The organism is Aggregatilinea sp., from assembly GCF_036822615.1.
In the GTDB taxonomy this organism is placed as follows: domain Bacteria; phylum Chloroflexota; class Anaerolineae; order Aggregatilineales; family Aggregatilineaceae; genus Aggregatilinea.
The window spans coordinates 85,619-104,682 of record NZ_DAISHJ010000001.1 but is presented as its reverse complement, the minus strand read 5'-3'; the positions used below and the strand labels follow the sequence as shown (position 1 = coordinate 104,682).

Sequence of the window (19,064 nt, the reverse complement as noted above, 5' to 3'; positions counted from 1 at the left end):
CGTGGCCGGAAAGGTTGAAAAAACAACATCATGCGTGAAAACATTCACCCCAAGTGGTATCCTGAAGCGCGCGTCGTCTGCGCGTGTGGCAACAGCTGGACGGTCGGCTCGACCGTGCCGGAAATTCGCACCGATGTGTGCTCTGCCTGCCACCCGTTCTTCACGGGCGAACAGCGTATCGTGGACACCGAGGGTCAGGTCGACCGCTTCATGAAGCGTCTGCGCGTGCGCGACGACATCATGGCCGATATAGAAACCCGCAACACGCAGCGCATGTCGCCTGACGTGTCGATGAGCGAATTGGGCCTTGAGCGCCGCTATCTGACCGTGTTCGCTGAAGCGGGCATCGAAGTCATCGGTGACTTCATGGCGCGTTGGCAGGAAGGTGGCGATGACGCCATCCTCGCCATCTCTGGCATTGGCCGCAAGGTCCTGGCCGACACCAAGAAGGCGCTGCGCGCGCGTGGCTATGCCGTGGATCAAGCAGAGGCTGCCGAGTAAGCACCGGAACCCCGGCTAGTATATTAAAGGGCAGGCTGTAGTTTTCTACACCTGCCCTTTCTGTTGAGATGCGCTTATTTCCATCTTTGATGCCTAGAGGGTTTTTGTGGCAGCGCACTCCCGGCACGAAGCCGGACGCGCGCCAAGCCCTTCCGACCCCGACCAGTCAACACACCAGAGGGAGAGCCACGTGAAGCACCACACTGGGGGAGTTGAGGTAATCTGCGGCAGCATGTTCAGCGGCAAAACGGAAGAACTGATCCGTCGCGTGCGCCGTGCTGTCATTGCTCGCCAAAAGATTCAGGTTTTTAAGCCGGAAATTGATACGCGTTATTCCGTCGAAAGCGTAACTTCACACAACGGGCTGGCCTTCGAGGCGCTGCCCGTAAAAGACTCGCAGGCGCTGCTGGCACGTGTTGAACCAGAAACAACAGTCATCGCTATCGATGAGGCTCAGTTCTTTGATCCCGGTATCGTAGCCGTCGCGCAGCAGCTTGCCGATCGGGGCCTGCGCATAATCTGCGCCGGACTGGATATGGACTTTCGGGGCGAGCCGTTCGGCCCCATGCCGGAGCTGTTGTGCTGCGCGGACGACGTGCAGAAACTCCACGCCATCTGTGTGGACTGTGGAGAGCCCGCCACACGCACCCAGCGCCTCGTAAATGGCAGTCCGGCCTACTATGACGACCCAATCATCATGGTGGGCGCGTCAGAGAGCTACGAGGCCCGCTGCCGCGAGCACCACGAAGTGCCGCGCCGTCAGACGTCATAGATACCGCTGCCGCAAAAAATAAGGGGCCGTGATGAGCGGTCCGTTTTTGTTTCCCTAAGGGGTTCCCCAGCCCGCGCTGTAAAACGCGAGATATTCCGGCATATTGGGCTCCCAGTACAGCTTATTGTGCCCGCCGGGTCGCAGCTGGTAGGTATGCACCAGCCCGGCATTGTCCAGTGCCGTATGCAGATGCTTCACCCGCTCGGCCATCATATCCTGATTGCCCACATCCAGGTAGATGCGCGGCTGAACCTCAGGGCTTACACTGGCTGCCAGATCCGCCGGGTTATAGGCTGCAAACCGGTCGCGTGTGACGCCGAAAATCCACGGCGGGCCGTTTTGCTCCGGCGGGCCGATAAACAGCGCGGGACTATGAATACCCAGTGCGCAAAACTGCGCCGGATCGCGGAAGGCATGCACCGCCGCCGCAGCGCCGCCCATCGAAATACCGCCTATCGCCCGCCCTGCCCTCTCCGTCCGCACGGCATAATGCTGCTCCACGAACGGGATGATTTCGTTGCACAGGTAGTCTCCATATTGCCCGTACTGGTCGAGCGCGCCACGGAAAAAGTCGTTCTCCATGTCGATGAGGCGCGGCCAGTCGTACCCTTGCGGATCTTCCGCATTGACAAAGAAACTTTTTTCTCCGGTTGGCAGCACGATCACCATCGGCGGCAGCGCGCCCGTCTCGACGCCAGCAGCGAGGTGATGGTCGATGCGCAGCTTGCTCACGATATAATGCGGACTGAGGCCCCAGGGATGCAGGAAATACAGCACCGGATAGGTCGTACCAGCCGACTCATCATATCCGGGCGGCAGCACGATCTTAAGCGGCATGGAACGCCCGAGAGCGTAACTGTCCACCTGAACATCCTGAACCGCCCCCGTATCAAGCGATGTCATGCGCGGCGAGTCCTTTCAAGGGTGCAGACGTTCAGCCTCAATGCAGGTGGAGTAACAGCACAGCATCCGGGTAGACCACGAATAGTGCAAGAGGAATGAAGTCGTACAGGAAGTGCGCAATCATCGCCACCGACGTGTTGTAACGCGCGCGCAGCCAGCCAAACACCAGTGCCACGCCCAGGATGATCAGGGAGGCAGGCGTCAGCGTATACTGAATATGCGTCAGCGCGAAGATCAGCGCAGTCGGCCAGAAGCCAAAAATGGGCTGCATCGCACCACGAAACGCGATCTCTTCGCCGATCGCTGCCGTTGCCGCCACAAGGAATGCCAACCCAATCGTGGTGACACTGTTCGTCAGCGCCTCTGACGCTTCTGTCTGCTGCTCAAACGTTTCCGGCGATACGAGGGTTTGCCACAGCGCTGCCATGATCGTGGCGAAGATAATCAATCCGATCGCCGCCCCAATGCCCATTCCCAGGCCATCCAGCGTTGGCAGTTTGAGTCCGAGGCGGTCTAATACCTGCCGCCCATTGCGCCGGATGCCGAGCCCAACCCCGGCGACAGGCAGCACAACCATCGGCAGCATGTTCAGCAGCAGATCCGTGGAGGTTAGCCCGCTCGTCGAATATTCCTCCGCCACGCCGCTGAGGCCACCGCCCAGCACAAAATTCACGATGGTATTGCCGATCAGGTAGCAAATGAATACCAGCGCCAACATGTGCACCAGAGAAGCAGGGTTGAAGCCATACGGTCCCGTCTGCGCCAGGATAGACGAGCGCGCCGAGGGAATGTTCCAGATCTGCGTCCCTTCCGCCTGCTGCCGTGTTTCCGCTGTATAGTAATTCAACATCTGTGGGAAAAGCGGCGTTCCGGCAGAATCGGCGTTAGGAACTTTGAACTGCTCCGGCGTTAAAACCACCGCCCGATGTTCCTGCACTGCGGCAGATCCGCGCGGGAAGAATCGGCCCAACCGCTCCCGCACGGCGCGACTCATCAGCGCAGTAGTGGCCGTCGCCATCACAATCGCTACGGCAAACGAGATCCAGGCATCCGATTTCTTAGGCGCGTCTTCGGAAGAGCTGTACGCCGCCGCGACCTGGAGCACACCGTAGACCATCACAATCAGACCGTTAATCAACAGCAGCGCGGCAAAAACAGACCGCCGCGTCGAAGCGCTCCGCGATCGGTCAGCATAATTTGCCGCGATAGTAATCACGCACAGAACGGCGATAATCGCCACGGTAATGAAAATATCGGCTGCGGACAAAGCTAGCTCCTGAATTGAGGGGGCCGCGAGCAAACTGTTATGATTATAAGAAGCGCACCGCCAATAGTCCACCGTTCAAACGCGAGACACGCGCAGGGCAGGCGTAGATTGCATTCCCTCTGCTGACAGGAGACAATCTCTGCCGCTCGATCGTCGTTGAAAGGATAGCCAGGCTTGCAACAGTACCCGGTCCAGAACCCTTCCCCGCCGCAGTATGTTCGTCCGCCGCGCCCCATGCGCCCGGTGCGGCGTCGTCGCGGCTGCCTGATCCCATCCTGCTTGCTGCTGATCGCCCTGCCCCTGACGTGCGTGGGCGCATTTCTAATCGCGTTTATCTTGTTTCCACCGACCCCGGCGACCATCGTGCTGCTGGGCGTGGACGCACGCCCCGGCCAGGGGTACCTCACCCGCACCGACAGCATCATGCTGCTCAACGTCGCACCCGGTCGCGCGCACGTGGCGCTGCTGTCGATCCCGCGTGACGTGTTCATCGATGTACCGGGCTACGGGGCGCAGCGCATCAACACAATCAACGTGCTTGGCGAACAGGATGCATCCGGCGGTGGACCCGATCTGATCAAGGCCAGTTTGCAGCAGAGCTTTGACATCCAGGCAGACTATTACGCCCGGCTGGATTTTGATGCGTTCATCGAGTTGGTGGACGCCGTTGGCGGCGTGGATATCGACGTGCCGTACGTCGTGGAAGACTGGGAGTATCCCACCGTCGACGGGGGGATAGAGCACATCCGCTTCGAGCCGGGACGCCAACACATGAATGGCGAAACGGCGCTGAAATACGCCCGCACCCGCCACCAGGACGACGACTATCGCCGCGCCGAACGCCAGCAGCAGGTGGTCGATGCCGTCATCCACAAGTTGGAAAATCCGCTTCAGGTGGTGCGGTGGCCGAAGATTCTGAGCGTGCTTCAGTCGCATATCGATACGGATATGAACGTCATCGACATGCTGCGGCTCAGTCCGGGCATTGTGCTGGGATGGTCAGGGCGTGAAAGCATGGTATTGGACCGCGATTACCTGTACGTGACCGAAGGCGGCTACGCGGTCCCGGATTACGAGCAGATCCAGCCCTGGATCGATCAGAACTTCAACTGATCGATCCGGTTATTTTCCTTGCTGTTCCAGATCCGCCAGCAGTTCCTGATAGGCCCCTGCCCATTCGCTGGATTTGCGCGTGAGCTTGGTGATCTTGATGTCAGCGAAATGCTCGACCATAGAGACGAGGATTTCCGGCAGGTTTTCCCATACGCCGGTACGGATCATGTTTTCCAGCCGGGCCGAGGCGGAACTGGTCCACACCCAGCGCTGGCGAAGCTGCTCCGCCTTGATCCAGTAGTCGCGCTTTTCCCACGCCCCCGCCGACGCCTCGATGCCATCATCAATCGCGCGCAGGCAGTACACAAGCTCTGCCGCCATATCTTTTACTTCATCGTCCAGATCGGCTTTTTGGCTCAGGTGGCGCAAAAGCTCCGCCGCCGTGCGCATATTCTGATTACGGACTTTTCCGGGGCTATTTGTATTTACAACGCGGCTCATTACGTTCTATGGCTCCAGTCTTGTTGATCCAAGAGGCATCCGCCAACAGTCGCTGTACGATACTGGCAGCAGGGGTCAAAGTCAAGAGGCTTTTTCGGGTCATGCAGGCGCAGCGCAGGGCAGCATCAGCTCGATCAGGTAGCGATCTCCACCCTGGGCGTGCAGCGTCAGCGACCCGTTCTGCCGCTCCGCCAACAGACTCGCTACATAGAGCTGCATCCGGTGCAGATACGGGCGTCCCTGGTAGCGGAGGTCGCGGTTGGTCAAAATCTCGAACAAAGACGGTGCGTCCGACGCAGGCAGGTTCGGCGCACTGTGCTGGATCAACACGCGCGCCATCGAATCCGAATAGGACAGACAGATCTGAACCGGATCGGGAGGCACGCTTTCGGCCATCGCAAATTCCACCAGGATATGCAAAATCCGGTGCAGCGCCGAGGGCGAGAAGCGCGTGATAGGCTCCTCGGCGACGCCATCCTGGTAAACTAAGCGCCCGCCTGGGAAGCGATGGCGGGCGTCGGACATCCAATGTCCTACGAACTGGCTTAACACCATCGGCTCGATTTCGAATTGTTGCAGATTGGCTTCCAGGTACATGATGTCGAGCGCGATCTGAGTGTATTGGTTCAGCTCGTTCGCGTTTTTGATGATGTGGTCCAGGAATTCCGTCTGTTCATCGGCGGTAAGCGTGCCCCGGTTGTTGCGCAGCAGTTCCGCAAATCCGAGAATAGCACTTAGCGGCGTCCGTAGATCGTGAGAAATCACGCTCAGGAACGATTGGTTTACCCGATCAATGGGTGAGGTATTGGGTGGCGCTTTGATGACCAACAACACTCCGACTACATCCCCTAAACTGTACAGCGGTACACGATGCCACGTCAGCAGCCGCGCAGGATATTTCGGCACCCGCATACTCCCCCACCGGGTCGTTTCGGACACGAGATCACGGCTGAACATGGGTGATAGGCTGGGAATAGGCGCACCAACACAGGCCAGAAGCTCATCAACGGTTTCCGGCACGCAGTTTGTAAGCAGAAACTCCTGCGCCGAGACGTTAATGAGATCTATCCGACCTGCGAGATCGACTACGATGACTCCATCACTCGACGTGTCCGCCCAGGCATGAAGCGCAAGCGTATCGAGCGAATCTTGTTTACTCATCAGTCACATCACATCAGCAACAGTTGCACTAGAACAACGTTAGTCCAGGTACGTTTAGAAAGCAACAAAAAACGCGTAAAAAACTCATTCGTTTTGCGGTAATGCTGTGGTATGTCCACAGGTGACCATGCTATTTTTATGTTATTATCTTCGTATCGTGAAGTGGGGCAAGTTATGACTGAATTCCTGCTTATACGCCACGCCACTAACACGTTTGTTAGCACTGGCCGCTTGGCGGGTTGGACACCCGGCGTTCACCTCAATGATGATGGAAAACTTCAGGCGGCGGCGCTCGGGGAACGATTGGCGAGCGTAAAACTGGCTGCGATCTATGCCAGCCCGCTTGAGCGTACCGTGCAGACAGCCGAGGCGGTCGCAGCGCACCATGAGGGCATGCAGGTCGAGCCGCTTGAGGGCGTGGGCGAGGTCCGCTACGGCACGTGGCAAGGCGCCAAGCTCAGCAACCTGCGGCGCGAAAAACTGTGGGATAACGTTCAGACTTATCCCAGCCGGGTACAGTTTCCGAGCGGCGAGACGATTCGCCAGGCGCAGGCCCGCGCAGTGGATGCACTGGAGCAGTTATTCCAAAAATACCCTTCCGGGCGCGTGGTCGTCGTTTCGCACAGCGACATCATCAAGTTGATCGTTGCTCACTACCTCGGCGCGCATATCGACTTTTTCCAACGCATTGAGATCTCCCCCGCGTCGCTCACGATTCTGGCGCTCGGGCAGAGCCGCCCGTACATCGTGTGCGTCAACGACACGAGCCATTTACCGCGCCGCGAACCACCTGGCGAACAAGATAAACGACGCAAGCGGTTTCTCGGCCTGTTCGGCGGCGGCTGATCCAATTTCATCGTTTGTTGTCATCCAAACAGCACAGCCATAAAATCGTTAGAGATTGGCAATTAATTGCGCCATCATCCATGTTCTGAAAGGTGTTAGCGAGGATGCCTCGGAACGAAATTGAACTCGATCCTGTGGACTTTGTGACTATCGGGACCGTCGGTCCTAAGGGAAAACGCCTGTTTCACCTTCAAGGCGGGCGCGGCAGCGAAATCATCACCCTCGTTCTCGAAAAAGAACAGGCCCGCGCACTGGCGGAAGCAATCGTCGAAATGCTGGATGACCTCGCCGTCAAGTTACCCGAAGTCTCCGAAGACGAAGTGAACCTGTCACGGTGGGACATGTCCCTGCGGGACCCCATCGATCCTATGTTCCGCATCGCCCAGATGGGCCTGGGGTATGAGGAGGCGCGAAACATGGTCGTCCTCGTTGCCCAGGAACTCGTTGCCTCGGAAGAGGAAGATCCCGCGTTAGTGCCTGAGCCACAGGTCGTTCGCCTGTGGGGCACACGCGAGCAAATGCGCGCGCTGAGCGAACACACGCTCCAGGTTGTCAGGCAGGGCCGCGTCGATCCGAAGAGCAACGGGCACTTGACGTACTACTGGATATAATGACCGACGACCTTCACCAGCCGCCTACCCCATCCGATCCGGCGGAGCCATCTGGCAGCACCGAAAATACGATCGCGTCCTTCACACAGCGCATGGAACACCTGCTGCGTGAAGGGCGTATTTCCACCACGCATGGCGTCATGCGCTGGGGATCGAACTACGCGGCGCTGGTATCCGTCAGTGGCGAGGACAGCCCCACGGTAACCGCCGTCTACAAGCCCCAGCGCGGGGAACGCCCTTTGTGGGATTTTCCCGACGGCACGTTGTGCTACCGCGAGGTTGCCGCGTACCACGTGTCGGAAGCGCTCAGGTGGCATCTCGTGCCGCCTACAGTCTTGCGTCAGGGGCCACATGGCCTGGGATCGCTGCAATACTTCGTGTCGCACAACCCGGAAGTTACGTATTTCACCCTCGACGCGCAGTTTGCGCCGCAACTCAAAAAATATGCCCTGTTCGACTTCCTCATCAACAATGCTGACCGTAAGGGCGGGCATCTGCTGCTGGACGAATCGGGCAAATTGTGGGCTATCGATCATGGACTTACCTTCCACGCGGTTCCCAAGCTGCGTACTGTCGTCTGGGACTTTGCCGGGCAGCCGATTGACGATCCGCTGATAGCGGATGTGTGCACTCTGGCGGAACAGATCGGCGGCGGCGGAACGCTGCACAAGGCGTTGAGCAAGCTGCTCAGCACAGTTGAGATCCGGGCGCTGCTTCAGCGCACGACCCAGATCATCGACTGCAAGACGTTTCCACAGCCCGGCCCCGGCCCCAACTATCCCTGGCCTCCCATCTAAATCCGGTCGCATTCGCCACAAAAAAAAGACCGCCAGTTGGCGGTCATGAAATCCTATAGGGTCCCCGCTATGGCAGCTGCGGCGCGGGCGGAGGCGTCGGCGGTTGGGTTGCCGTCGCTTCTGGGGTCGGGCTCGGCGTCGGTGACGGTGTGCCCTGGACGGTCGTCGGTGCAGGCGTTTGCGTTGCCTGTGGTACCGGCGTCGGATTATCCGGTCGCGGCGTCACGGTCGGCTGCGACGCGCTGACGATCTCCGCGAGCGCGGCCACACGTTCCTCGAACGCGGTGTCAACAAACGGATAGTCGTAGAGCCGGTTCCAGTAGCCAATCCAGCGGTATTCCTCAAGCGCCGAACTGCTTTGCCCCTGAGCCTCAAAAATGCGTCCGCGATAGTAATGATCGATCGGGGTCTCCCGCACGCTCAACGCCTGATTCACGTCGGCCAGTGCACCTTGATAGGCGACAGAAAGATCCGCTGGCGACAGTGATTCCGCGCGACGCTCTGTCAGCAAGACTGTGGCCTGCGCCCGGTACGAATGAGCATCCGCACGCTGAAGCGGTGTGCCCAGCCCGTCGATGAAAGTATCGGTTAACAGGACCGCCATGCCGTCATAGTCGCAGTCCACGACATTTTCATAGAAGGTACAAATCTCGACCAGTATATGGGCCTGGAGCAGTCTGTAATTCGCGTCGTCGGGGCTTGAAGCGACCAGTTGGTCGATCCCTTCTGCCGCGCTGGCGTAATCACCCATACGCAGATCCAGGTTCACCAGTTGAGCCATCGCTTGCGGATCGTCGAACGCGACTTCTTCGAGGTCATCACGCGCTGCGGCCAACCGGCCCGCCCGGTAATAAAGATCGCCGCGCAAGCGGTATGCCGCTTCGACGATGGACTCAGCGCTAGCGGGCAGCGCATCCGCGGAAGCGATCACGCGCGTCAGTGCGGTTTCAGCAAGATCGTCTTTGCCCTCACCGATCCGCGCCTGGGCAAGATACAGGTAACCGCGTGGATCGCCGGGATAGTGCAGCAGCAGCGTTTCGGAACTGAGCGCCGCCAGACCAAAGTATTCTTCTTGCGCCTGCCCCGATGCCCCATCCGCCAACCGCAGGTAAATGCGCGCCTGAAGATCGAGTGCATCTTGCAGCAAGGGATTGAGATAGAGCGCACGCCCGATGAAATCGAGCGCAGAGGACGGCTGTCCCGCGTTGAGAGAAAGTTCAGACGCCACGACAAGCAGATTGGTGTCGTTGGGTAGATCGGTCAGCGCTTCCAACACCACGCTGCGTGCCTGATCGCCCTGCCCCATCGCGTCAAGGGCCCGTGCTTTTTCCACCACGGCAAGCACCAGCTTGGGATCATCCGCCAGCGCCTGATCCGTCAGGCTAATCGCCTCATCGTACTGCCCTTGGACGCGGCGGACATTAGCCAATCCGGTCAAGACCAGGGGCGCATCCTGGCACGTGCTGTAGCGCACATCAGACGGCTGGTAGGATAGCGCATCTTCCAGAATTTGATCAGCCCGGTTGACATTCTGGGTTCCACCCTGGGCGAGATAACTCATCGCCTCGTAGTAAACAATGGCCGAATAGCAGTGAGGGCTTGAGCCTTCCTGCTCGATCGTCAGCGTGCCGATCGCGTTCGGATAGTCGCCCGACGAGTAGCGGTCGATCGCACCCTCAATGACGCGGATACTCGGGTCCAGGGCGGGATATACGGGCGTAGAAGTCGCGCCGTAAATGCTGCCCGGTTGGATGCCACTGGGAATCTGCGTCGGAGGCACAGCCATGGACTCGCTGAACGGTGTCGGCGTCGCCCCGCCGGGCGTGGGAGAAGCCGTCGCGGTCGGCGTGGACGTCAATACGTGCGTTGCACGCGCCGCAACCTCGGTCCCGGTCAGGAAGCTCTGAATGTTCTCGCCAGCCAGAGCCACCAGGGCTACCAGCCCCACGACCACGAGCGCGGCCACGATAAACGCCGCCGTTCGCAGCCGCTGCGCGCCGCCTTCGCCATAGCGACCCCGCGTGCGGTGCACCCACTGCCCCGCTGCCGAAGTGGGAGGAAGCGGTGCGTAACGGTGAACGAACGCGTCGATTTCAGCCTGGAGTCGCGCATATTTATCGTCGTCCAGAATCGGCACACCGGGCGTCGCGGTCGGCTGGTTGGCAGCAACCGGCTCAGCGCCCAACGCGCGCAATCCCTTCAACGCGAATTCATTCTGCGGATTGATCGTCAGCAGTTGCCGTAAACAAAAGAGGCGTTCTTTGTCATCACGCGCGACACTGCTCAGCCACAGCCACGTCGTCTCGTTTTGTGGATCGAGCCGCACTGCCTGCTGGAGCAAATCGCGCGCACGCTCGGGCCGCCCCCCGCGTGCCGCCGCAATCCCCTGCTGTAAAAGTTGCCTAGCTTGCTCTGTTTGTTCGAAAGCCATGCAGGTCTTAATTCTTCCTACACGATAGCGCTGCGGACATTTTACTACAACATCCCTCGTGCCGATAGCAGGCAAAAGTACTACCAAGACTGCAACCTGCTGCGTCTGGGCGTGGCAGGTATAATAGACAACGTGCCTGAACAAAACCCGGCACAAAAGGAATGTGTATGTCTCCTGAAATGTGGCGTGTCTTCATCGCTGTGGAACTGCCCAATCCGCCGTTGAGTCTGCTCAGCCGCACGCAGGCAGATTTGAAGCGTCAGGCTCCGGCAGGATCGGTGCGGTGGGTCGCGCCGGAAGGAATCCACCTCACGCTCAAATTCCTGGGTGATGTGCCTGTAACGGACCTGGATGCCGTGCGCAGCGCGATGTCAGAAGCCGCGCGGGGGCATACCCCCTTCACGCTAGAAACGGGCTCGCTGGGCTGTTTTCCCAACGCGACCCGCCCACGTGTGATCTGGATTGGGATCGAACGCAGCCGGTCTGCCCTGAACGCGCTGCGCGATGCGGTCGAAACGCATGTTGCGCCGTTAGGCTACCCGACGGAGGACCGCCCGTTCAGCCCTCACCTGACGCTGGGGCGCGTGCGCCCGGAAGCCCGCCGGGATGCTCTCGCCAAGCTCGGAACACTGCTCAGCGACAAGCCTACCACCGAACATGAAACCTGGACAGTAGACCGTATCAGCCTCATGCGCAGCGAACTAAAGCCCGGCGGCGCGGTGTATACCGAGATCGGGCAGTCCCTGCTCCACCCGTCGGAGTGAGTTAGCATGGCGCTCTGTTAGAGCCGTGCTACAATAAGCCAAAGGAACGATTACCAAACTTGGGAGGATTGAACCCCTGGAAACACTAGATCTCGCCCACGCAGTCGTGGACCTTGCATCGGACATTAAAGGCGAAAATATCGTCCTGATGGATATGCGCCAGGTCTCGCCCATCGCAGACTATTTCGTCATCGTCACAGGAACGAGCGAGCGGCAGCTTAAAGCCATCGTGGATCACATCGCTGAAGAAGTCAAAAAGCAGTACCACATCACCGCCTGGAGAACCGAAGGTGAAGCGCAGAACGGTTGGGTGCTCATCGACTTCGGCGATATTGTCGTTCACGGTTTTCTGCCCGAAAAACGCACCTATTACGACCTCGAAGGGCTGTGGCACAACGCCCCCGTCGTCGTCCACATGCAGTGAGTCCGATTTCGAGCCGCATTCCACGGTGAAAGAACAAAAAACGCTGCGCCGGAATGATACCGGGTGCAGCGTTTTTGTTTGCGTGGCAAACTGACCGCTTAATTTTCGAAGATCCAGCGATCCACGTCGCGGGTCCAGTCGTACAGTTCCGCCGCATCGAAGAAAATACCGAGTTCGCGCTCGGCGCTTTCCGGCTTATCCGAGCCGTGCACCAGATTCCGGCCAACTTCCATGCCGAAATCGCCGCGAATCGTGCCCGGCGCGGCTTCGACGGGCTTAGTCTTGCCGATCGTGTTGCGCGCGATGTTGATCGCGTCCTTGCCTTCGAGCGCCATCACGACCACTGGGCCGGACGTAATGTAATCGATCAGGCCCTCGTAGAAGCCCTTGCCTTCGTGCTCGGCATAATGGCGGGCGGCGATTTCGCGCGTTACCAGCATGAACTTCATGCCCGCGATGCGCAGGCCGCGGTTTTCGAACCGGCGAATGATCTCACCGATGAGGCCGCGCTGTACGGCATCGGGCTTGATGATAATCAGTGTGCGTTCCACAGGTCCTCCAGAGAATTGATCTGAGCCATTTCAGTAGAAGTGGGCCGGATGTCGTCACCCCGCCCACTTGATAGTCCGCTTAGTGTACCCTCAATCCTACAGTTGTTCCAGGGCCGTCCGGTAAGCGTCCAGCGCTTCCTGTAACATACCCCGGCGCATATAAACGTCCCCGCGCAGGCGATGGACACGCGTATCCGCCTGCTGTTCGCTCGCCAGCGCAGAAAGATCCTCGGAGACATCCGGCAGCAGCGAATTTGATTCTACCAGGACCTCGTAATGGTCCAGGCTGCCGACGACCTCGCCGCTAGAGCGCAGAGCGCGCGCCAAAGACAGCCGGACGGGATGATCCGCAGGATCCTGCTCAAGCTGCTCGCGGTACATCTCAAACTGCGGGCTGGCCGGTATTGCCGCTTCACGCTGGACGGCAGGCGCTGCCGGTTCGGGTATCGCCGGTTCGGCATCAAATACGTCGGCGGACGCTTCAAGCCAATCAGGAACCGCCTCGGCAGCGGCCTGCTCTGCAGCAGGTTCCGATTCCAGCAGCCATGCAGGCTCGTCGCCAGAAACCACGGCCTCTTCGGATTCCGTCTCGTCTTTGAGCCAATCCGGCAGATCGACAGGAACGGCGGGCTGGAGATCAAGCTCCGACTCGTCTACGGCTGCCGGTTCCAGCTCGCCGCTTTCAGCAGTGGCGTCACGGTACCAGTCCGGCTCGGAATTGTCCCCGGTCATCCGCCGCTCGTATTCCGCATCGAGCGCATCCGCCAGGGGATCCGGCTCTACCGCGTACTGATCGGAGAGGAAAGCATCCACTTCCGACGCGGACACTTCGACCGGCGCTTCCAACGGCGTATCACCAGTAACGGCCTCGCCCCACAGCGCGTCCAGCACTTCCTCGGATGTACTTCCCATCACCGGAGCCGATTCAGGCGGCGTGAGCCAATCCGGCAAGGTTCCCGGTTCGGCGGCGAACAGATCCTGTTCGAGCGTCTCGACCACCTCAGCTTCCGTTTGCTCGGCCTCGGTGCGCATTTCTTCCAGCCAATCCGGCAAAACGGCGGGTTCGGCCTCTTCGAGTGTTTCTTCGGGCGTGCCTGCCTGGCTCGCTTCAAGCTGCCGCGCTTCCGCCAGCTTCTCCGCCTGCCGCTGGAGCCACATTAACTCCTGCTCGCCGGTCAGCTCGCCCCGCACCTGAAGCTCAAGGATTTCTTCGTCGGTCAGCCCGGCCAGCAGTTCTTCCAGCGAGATTTCTTCGTCCTCGTCAGGCTGCCCCTGCCCCATATCTTGAGCGACGGGGTACTCTGTACCGAGCGTTCCCTGGTCCACGTCAAGCATGGCGGCAAATTCATCGAGTTCGGGGGCCGCTGTCAGGTCGGACATCCACGCCAGCGATCCGGCAAGCTCATCCTCGAACAATTCCGGAACATCCGGCGGCGCAGCGGGCACACTTTCTTGCGCCGGAGCGGCGGTGTCTTCCGCGGCGGACACAGGTGGCTCTACTTCCGAGGCCATCCGGCGAATCGAGTCCGGTTCGCGCGTGCCGTCGGTCGCGTCGTAAGGCACATAGCCCGGCTCATCCACGACCGTATCTTCCGGCAGCTCGGGAATTTCAAGATCGGCGGCGGTAGTCAGTTCCTCGGTGGGCACGCCCTGACGAACCGCAAGGCTTTCAAGCCAACGCATCGGGTCAAAGCCGCCTGGAAGATCCTCGCTGGCAGACTGCGGCTCGGTTTCTACTGCCGCCTCGGATTCTCCGAACAGCGCATTGAAATCGAACTCCTCGGACGGTTCAAGCTCACCATCTGCCTCAATAAACTCGGCGGCGGGCGGAGCCTCGCGCGTGGGATCAACCGGGCGCGGGCTGGGCTGAACGGGTTCGGGCGGCTCAAGATCCAGCGGTTCGAATGCGTCAAGATCGAAATCTTCAAGCGGAGCAGGCTCAAGATCGAGATCCAGCTCGCCGAAAGCGTCTTCCGAGTGCGGCGTAAAGCTGTCCAGCCAGCGCATGGGGTCAGCTTCCGGTTCAATCACTTCCGGCACGGACTGTTCTTCCACTACAGGCTCTTCGGGGGCTTCGACAACCTCCGGTTCGGGAGCAGATGCCTGTGGCGCGGGGGCCTCCTGTGCGGGCGCTTCCTCGCGCGGTGCGCTGCCGCGCTCGCGCTCGAAAAACGGCACATAGCCCGGCTCGTCCACAACGGCGTCCTCGGGAATAGCAATATCTAAGTCCGCGGCGGTCGTGAATTCCTCGTCATTTGCACCCTGACGCCGGGCAAGGCTTTCCAGCCATGCCATTTGCTCCTCAAGCGTCATCTTATCAAAATCAGGGAATTCGATGCCGGCATCATCTGGCGGCGGAACCATACCATTCCTCCTAGGCGCGTGTGGTGGGCATAAGCCGCAACGCTCGGCGCACGCTCATCCCATGCGGCTCATGCTAATCTTCGTCGGGCGAACGCAGCCACTCCGGCAGCCCGCTATCCGGGCCTAACCCCTGATCGCGTCCGTGCTCCCCACGAAACCATGCTGGTAATTCTTCATCGTCAAACGCAAAATTGTCCGTCGGCGCGAAATCGTCCTGCTGCGCGGGCGAATCGTTAGTAGTATCGAGCAGATCCCACGCGGGCGCAACCTCTGGCTCAGGCGCGGATGACTGCGCGGAATAAATCGTATCGCTCAGGTCGCCCAGATCCAGATCGGTCAGGAAATCCTCTTCGGGCACAGCCTCGTCGCCGTCGGTTTCTTCCCGTACTTCCGGCAGCCAGCCTACCTGATCCAGCTGTTCCAGAAAAGATGCGGCACTCGTATCGTCGCCAGGTGCTGCCTCCGGGGCTGGTTCGTGGGCTTCCTCCATCAGATCCTCGACGTCCAGCGATGCCGCGGGCTGGACAGATTCAGACGCATCCTGCGGAAGCTCTGCCACATCCTCGACCTGCCACGCGGTCTCCTCTGCCAGCGCGTACCAATCATCTGCTTGTGGTTCAGGGGCGCTGGCTGGCGCGTTTTCAAGGGCCGGTTCGAATTCGTCCGCATCTGGCTGTTCAGCGGCATTCAGTTCCGCGTCGAATTTTTTGCCTTCAGACGCGATTGCCGCCAACCAATCTGGCATATAGTTCAATTTCGGCTGGCGCGACTGAAGCGGCACATATACACCGCCCAGACCGCCGGATTCCGTCGATTCTTCGCTCTCTGATTCGGCTAGTGCTGGTTCTTCGCGGGGCTGCGACGCCACAGCAGGAATTCCGTCCACAATGTCAGCATCCGGCTCGACTTCATCGTCCGTTTCCAGCGACGCCAGCCAATCCTCTTCAGCATCAGGGGCCAGAACGCCTTCCCCTTGAACCGCAGCGCGGCTCGCGGGCTTGTCGGGCGCTGCGAGTGCGTCCGAAGCTTCAGCAGGCTCCGCCTCTTCATCCGCCTCGCCATCCAGGAAGGCAGTCATCCAATCCGGCTGTTCGTTGGGCTGGAGGATGCCGGTTTCCCCGGCAGTCGCATAACTCGGGACCTGATCTTCACGCCCGCTCTCGAAGGGATCGTACGGTTGATTGAGCAGAGTGTCCAATTCCGCCAGCAGCGGGGATTCCGCCGTGCTGGGCTGCATAGCGGACAGCCACCCGGGCGTTTCGGCATCCCCGGATACCTCGCGGATCTCTTCCACATCAAGCGCCACCGGCTGATCCTGCGATTCGTCGGTTTCCAGCCCGGTCACGCCAGCGAGTTCAGTCTCTTCAGCTTCATCGATGGGTGGCGTATCCGCAGTCAGCGCCTCGATTTCATCGCTCCAAACCGGCGCGACCTCCGCTTGAGGCTGTTCCGGCTCGGATTCGATATCGTTCGTCAGCGGGCCGAGATCCAGATCCTGTGGCATCCACTCAGCCGGAACGCTCTCCGCAAAAGCAGAGGCTTCCGCCTCCTCTTCCAAGGGCATTTCGGGTGCAGCATAGGAACTCAGCCAATCGCGTTCCGGCTCGTCAGAAGATTCCGCCGCAGTGCTCTCTTCAAATGCATGCCCAAACTCCGAGCTTTCCGGCAGAACGTCCGTACCCGGCAGGCTCAGCCCGGCGGGCGTCTCAGGCTCCGCAGGTGTCTCGAAGAACGCCAGCAGTTCCGCATCGAGTTCAACCGTGCCCGGCAGCGACGCAGGCGGAAGATCGAGCACACCCATTAGATCTGAAGCGGCTTCATCCGATTCTTCTGTCGAGTTATTCCCCAACCAGTTGAACATGTCGGACGCATCGCCTGGCTGTTCCATGGGCATAAACGCGGACTGGATCTCTTCATCGGAGAGTTGTGCCGCCTCGGTATCGAGCATTTCTGCGAAACTGGCCGCGTCAATTTGCCCCCAGGCTTTACCCTCCGGTGACTGCATGGGGGTTTCGGCAGCAGGTTCCTCAGGCTCAAGAGGCTGCATCCACGACGGGATCTCCTCCGCGGGCACGGCCTCTACATCCTCGGGTACAAACGGCGCGTTGGGATCAAGCTCTGGTGGCGGCATCGACGCCCGCCGCAGCATTGCCAGTTCTTCCTCGGTGATCGTTGGCTTCGCAGATGTCTCCGGTTCGGGCAGTTCCGGCTCAACCGCCGAGCTGCTGATTTCCTCGTCCGCCGCAAAGTTCAGATCGCCCAGCAAATCGAGTTGATCCTGGGTCGATTCGGGTAGAGACTGGCTGTCCAGCGGCCCGGTGGACAGGCGCGTAATCCAGTCTTCTTCACTCAACGAGTCATCTTCTTCAGGCGTTTCAGCGGGAACCACGTCGTGCTCCGTGCCCGCCGTGGCACGCGTTTCGAGAACCGAGAGCCAGTCGTTTTCGCTCAAATCGGGTTCCGGTTCAGCTTCCGGTTCTTCTTCAGTCTCCGCCGAATAGTTGGCAAGCCAGTCGTCCGCCGGTGCGGGCGCAGCCGGTTCAGCAAGCGAATCCCAGGACGGCAGATCGGGCGTCGTGAAATCCGGCTCAGGTTCTGGTGCGGGGGCTGGTTCAGCCGCAGGCGCACCCAGATCGTTCATCCAGTCCAGCGCGTAGCCGCTGTCGCCAGCAGGTGCGGAACCAAACGGATCTTCACTTGTGTCACTGCTGCCGCCAGAACTGAACAGATCTGACTCCATTACGCCGCCGAACTCGCCCGGCTCGCTCCGAGCAGCCGAGAGATTTTCAAAAAAGCTGTCGAATTCCGGCGCTTGCTCACTGCCCGCGTCCCACTGCGCCTCAGAATAGTCATCGGCCCTCAGGGTATCCGGGCCGGGCCATTGAGCCGCACCAAAGGGTTCTTCAGGTGCAGCCTGTTCATGAATCGCTTCGGCAAACCAGTCCGGCACATCTGCCAGCGGAGCGGGCGCCGACGGTGAGGCAGGCGAGGAAGGCGTCGAGGGAAAAGGCGCATCCCAAAGATCTTCCGGCAGTGAGGAGCCCATATCCTCGCGCGGAGCACCCATGTCTTGTGCCTGCGGCCATGCAGGTTCAGGCTCCGGTTCAGCCCCGGCAAACATTGCAGCCCAATCAGGAACCCCCGCCGAGGGCGGTTCTTCGTGGAAAGCAGGCATACTAGGCGCTGGCGGCTCGATCGGCGGGGCCTCGAACGGATTCGTATACTGGTCCGTCTCGCCCAGATCCTGCACCCATTCAGGCATTTCCGAAGTCAGCGATGCGGCAGCTTTGCTGGTATAGTCCAGCCGGGGCAGCGCGACGACATCCGCAACCTCTCCATCCGCCTTTAATACGCGTGCGGCAGCCAGCGGATCGAGCGACTCCAACCGCGCCAGGAACGGTTGCGCATCGGTTGGGCGCTTGTATTTGAGCCACATGCCCGCCATGATACGGTTCGCGGACAGGCAGTCCGGGCAGTCATGCAAAACCGCTGCCGCCGCCTCACCCGCCTCGGTCCAGCGCCCGCTTTCCCACAACGCTTCCGCTTCCAGCATACGCAGATCGAGACGATCGGGCGTGTCTGCCAGTGCCCCGCGAATTTCGCTCAACGCTTGATCGTGCGCGCCCGCTTTCAAATACTGCCGGACGAGCGTGACACGCGTCAGCGGGAGCTTTTCTTCGGTGCTGCGCTGTACGCCGCGCTTTTCGTACAACTGCCGGATGGTGTCTTGCAGCACGTTATTTCCGGGAGTCTGCTCAGCCGCGCGTTCGAAGTACCAGATCGCGTCGTCCAAAGCGCCGCGCTGCTCAGCGATTTCGCCCAACCCGATCTGCGCCACGTAATCATCAGGCTGCGCGCTGAGGACCCGCCGGAAGATTTCAGCAGCTTCCTCAAGAAGCTGCGGCTGGACTTCGTTCTGGCCCTTTTGCAGCAGCGCCTGCCCCAAAAGGCGATATACGGCCACGTTCTTCGGGAAATGCTGCAGAATATACCGGCAATGGCTAACCACCTCGGTAGGCGCGTCATTGTCTAGCATGAAATTAAGTTCTTGCAGATAGGCTTGAAGTGTTACGGTGTTCGCCATGACCGACCCATTTCGCAATACTCAGGCGCAGCAT

16 protein-coding genes are annotated in these 19,064 nt (G+C 59.9%); 8 read left to right on the top strand and 8 right to left on the bottom strand.

Features of this window, described 5'->3' with window-relative positions; translation table 11 throughout:
- Positions 1-30: 30 nt before the first annotated feature.
- Entirely contained in the window at positions 31-501 is a 471-nt protein-coding gene (gene rpmE, locus V7116_RS00445; protein WP_324389267.1) for a 50S ribosomal protein L31, read from the top strand.
- A 232-nt stretch (positions 502-733) separates the two neighbouring features.
- The gene (locus V7116_RS00440) at positions 734-1,273 is read left to right on the top strand and encodes a thymidine kinase (RefSeq protein ID WP_442891722.1); all 540 of its coding nucleotides are present in this window, start codon (positions 734-736) and stop codon (positions 1,271-1,273) included.
- A 54-nt stretch (positions 1,274-1,327) separates the two neighbouring features.
- Here V7116_RS00440 and V7116_RS00435 read toward each other — a convergent pair whose 3' ends face one another.
- Both V7116_RS00435 and V7116_RS00430 read right to left on the bottom strand, forming a co-directional pair.
- A complete protein-coding gene (locus tag V7116_RS00435) occupies positions 1,328-2,176 on the bottom strand; it encodes an alpha/beta hydrolase (protein ID WP_324389263.1) in 849 nt (282 codons plus the stop codon).
- Between the two features lie 37 nt (positions 2,177-2,213).
- Entirely contained in the window at positions 2,214-3,443 is a 1,230-nt protein-coding gene (locus V7116_RS00430; RefSeq protein WP_324389261.1) for a CPBP family intramembrane glutamic endopeptidase, read from the bottom strand.
- 174 nt (positions 3,444-3,617) lie between these two features.
- Here V7116_RS00430 and V7116_RS00425 point away from each other — a divergent pair, with 174 nt between their 5' ends.
- Positions 3,618-4,556 (top strand): LCP family protein, encoded by a 939-nt coding sequence (locus V7116_RS00425; RefSeq protein ID WP_324389259.1) that lies wholly within the window; start codon positions 3,618-3,620, stop codon positions 4,554-4,556.
- A 9-nt stretch (positions 4,557-4,565) separates the two neighbouring features.
- On the opposite strand, the gene V7116_RS00420 is transcribed toward V7116_RS00425, so the two are convergent.
- Positions 4,566-4,877 carry a hypothetical protein gene (locus V7116_RS00420; protein ID WP_324389257.1) on the bottom strand — a complete coding sequence of 104 codons (312 nt, stop codon included), beginning with the start codon at positions 4,875-4,877 and terminating at the stop codon, positions 4,566-4,568.
- A 219-nt stretch (positions 4,878-5,096) separates the two neighbouring features.
- Positions 5,097-6,158 (bottom strand): histidine kinase dimerization/phospho-acceptor domain-containing protein, encoded by a 1,062-nt coding sequence (locus V7116_RS00415; protein WP_324389255.1) that lies wholly within the window; start codon positions 6,156-6,158, stop codon positions 5,097-5,099.
- 174 nt (positions 6,159-6,332) lie between these two features.
- Here V7116_RS00415 and V7116_RS00410 point away from each other — a divergent pair, with 174 nt between their 5' ends.
- From V7116_RS00410 to V7116_RS00400, 3 genes are all read left to right on the top strand, one after another.
- Positions 6,333-7,004, top strand: coding sequence for an MSMEG_4193 family putative phosphomutase (locus V7116_RS00410; RefSeq protein WP_324389253.1), 672 nt, complete (start codon positions 6,333-6,335; stop codon positions 7,002-7,004).
- A gap of 104 nt (positions 7,005-7,108) precedes the next feature.
- Complete coding sequence (locus V7116_RS00405) at positions 7,109-7,615, top strand: DUF3090 family protein (RefSeq protein ID WP_324389251.1); 507 nt, start codon at positions 7,109-7,111, stop codon at positions 7,613-7,615.
- On the top strand, positions 7,615-8,412 hold the full coding sequence (locus V7116_RS00400) for an SCO1664 family protein (protein ID WP_324389249.1): 798 nt from the start codon (positions 7,615-7,617) through the stop codon (positions 8,410-8,412). The genes V7116_RS00405 and V7116_RS00400 overlap by 1 nt, the downstream gene beginning before the upstream one ends.
- Positions 8,413-8,479: 67 nt before the next feature.
- Here V7116_RS00400 and V7116_RS00395 read toward each other — a convergent pair whose 3' ends face one another.
- The gene (locus V7116_RS00395) at positions 8,480-10,843 is read right to left on the bottom strand and encodes a tetratricopeptide repeat protein (protein ID WP_324389247.1); all 2,364 of its coding nucleotides are present in this window, start codon (positions 10,841-10,843) and stop codon (positions 8,480-8,482) included.
- 167 nt (positions 10,844-11,010) lie between these two features.
- Between V7116_RS00395 and thpR the strand changes: the two genes are divergently transcribed.
- Positions 11,011-11,607 (top strand): RNA 2',3'-cyclic phosphodiesterase, encoded by a 597-nt coding sequence (gene thpR, locus V7116_RS00390; protein ID WP_324389245.1) that lies wholly within the window; start codon positions 11,011-11,013, stop codon positions 11,605-11,607.
- Positions 11,608-11,713: 106 nt separating this feature from the next.
- Complete coding sequence (rsfS, locus tag V7116_RS00385) at positions 11,714-12,031, top strand: ribosome silencing factor (RefSeq protein ID WP_324389243.1); 318 nt, start codon at positions 11,714-11,716, stop codon at positions 12,029-12,031.
- 98 nt (positions 12,032-12,129) lie between these two features.
- On the opposite strand, the gene ndk is transcribed toward rsfS, so the two are convergent.
- The 3 genes from ndk to V7116_RS00370 form a co-directional block, all read right to left on the bottom strand.
- Positions 12,130-12,582 carry a nucleoside-diphosphate kinase gene (ndk, locus tag V7116_RS00380; protein ID WP_324389241.1) on the bottom strand — a complete coding sequence of 151 codons (453 nt, stop codon included), beginning with the start codon at positions 12,580-12,582 and terminating at the stop codon, positions 12,130-12,132.
- 96 nt (positions 12,583-12,678) lie between these two features.
- On the bottom strand, positions 12,679-14,946 hold the full coding sequence (locus tag V7116_RS00375) for a tetratricopeptide repeat protein (protein ID WP_324389239.1): 2,268 nt from the start codon (positions 14,944-14,946) through the stop codon (positions 12,679-12,681).
- Positions 14,947-15,019: 73 nt separating this feature from the next.
- Positions 15,020-19,030: a tetratricopeptide repeat protein gene (locus tag V7116_RS00370; protein WP_324389237.1), complete on the bottom strand. Its 4,011-nt coding sequence runs from the start codon at positions 19,028-19,030 to the stop codon at positions 15,020-15,022.
- Between the last annotated feature and the right edge of the window lie 34 nt (positions 19,031-19,064).

Excerpts from the sequence above, each read along its gene's own strand:
- V7116_RS00395 (WP_324389247.1), bottom strand. The coding sequence starts at position 10,843 with ATGGCTTTCGAACAAACAGAGCAAGCTAGGCAACTTTTACAGCAGGGG.
- thpR (WP_324389245.1), top strand. The coding sequence starts at position 11,011 with ATGTCTCCTGAAATGTGGCGTGTCTTCATCGCTGTGGAACTGCCCAAT.
- V7116_RS00410 (WP_324389253.1), top strand. The coding sequence starts at position 6,333 with ATGACTGAATTCCTGCTTATACGCCACGCCACTAACACGTTTGTTAGC.
- V7116_RS00375 (WP_324389239.1), bottom strand. The coding sequence starts at position 14,946 with ATGGTTCCGCCGCCAGATGATGCCGGCATCGAATTCCCTGATTTTGAT.
- V7116_RS00440 (WP_442891722.1), top strand. The coding sequence starts at position 734 with ATGTTCAGCGGCAAAACGGAAGAACTGATCCGTCGCGTGCGCCGTGCT.
- V7116_RS00400 (WP_324389249.1), top strand. The coding sequence starts at position 7,615 with ATGACCGACGACCTTCACCAGCCGCCTACCCCATCCGATCCGGCGGAG.
- rpmE (WP_324389267.1), top strand. The coding sequence starts at position 31 with ATGCGTGAAAACATTCACCCCAAGTGGTATCCTGAAGCGCGCGTCGTC.
- V7116_RS00435 (WP_324389263.1), bottom strand. The coding sequence starts at position 2,176 with ATGACATCGCTTGATACGGGGGCGGTTCAGGATGTTCAGGTGGACAGT.
- V7116_RS00405 (WP_324389251.1), top strand. The coding sequence starts at position 7,109 with ATGCCTCGGAACGAAATTGAACTCGATCCTGTGGACTTTGTGACTATC.
- V7116_RS00370 (WP_324389237.1), bottom strand. The coding sequence starts at position 19,030 with ATGGCGAACACCGTAACACTTCAAGCCTATCTGCAAGAACTTAATTTC.
- V7116_RS00420 (WP_324389257.1), bottom strand. The coding sequence starts at position 4,877 with ATGGCGGCAGAGCTTGTGTACTGCCTGCGCGCGATTGATGATGGCATC.
- V7116_RS00415 (WP_324389255.1), bottom strand. The coding sequence starts at position 6,158 with ATGAGTAAACAAGATTCGCTCGATACGCTTGCGCTTCATGCCTGGGCG.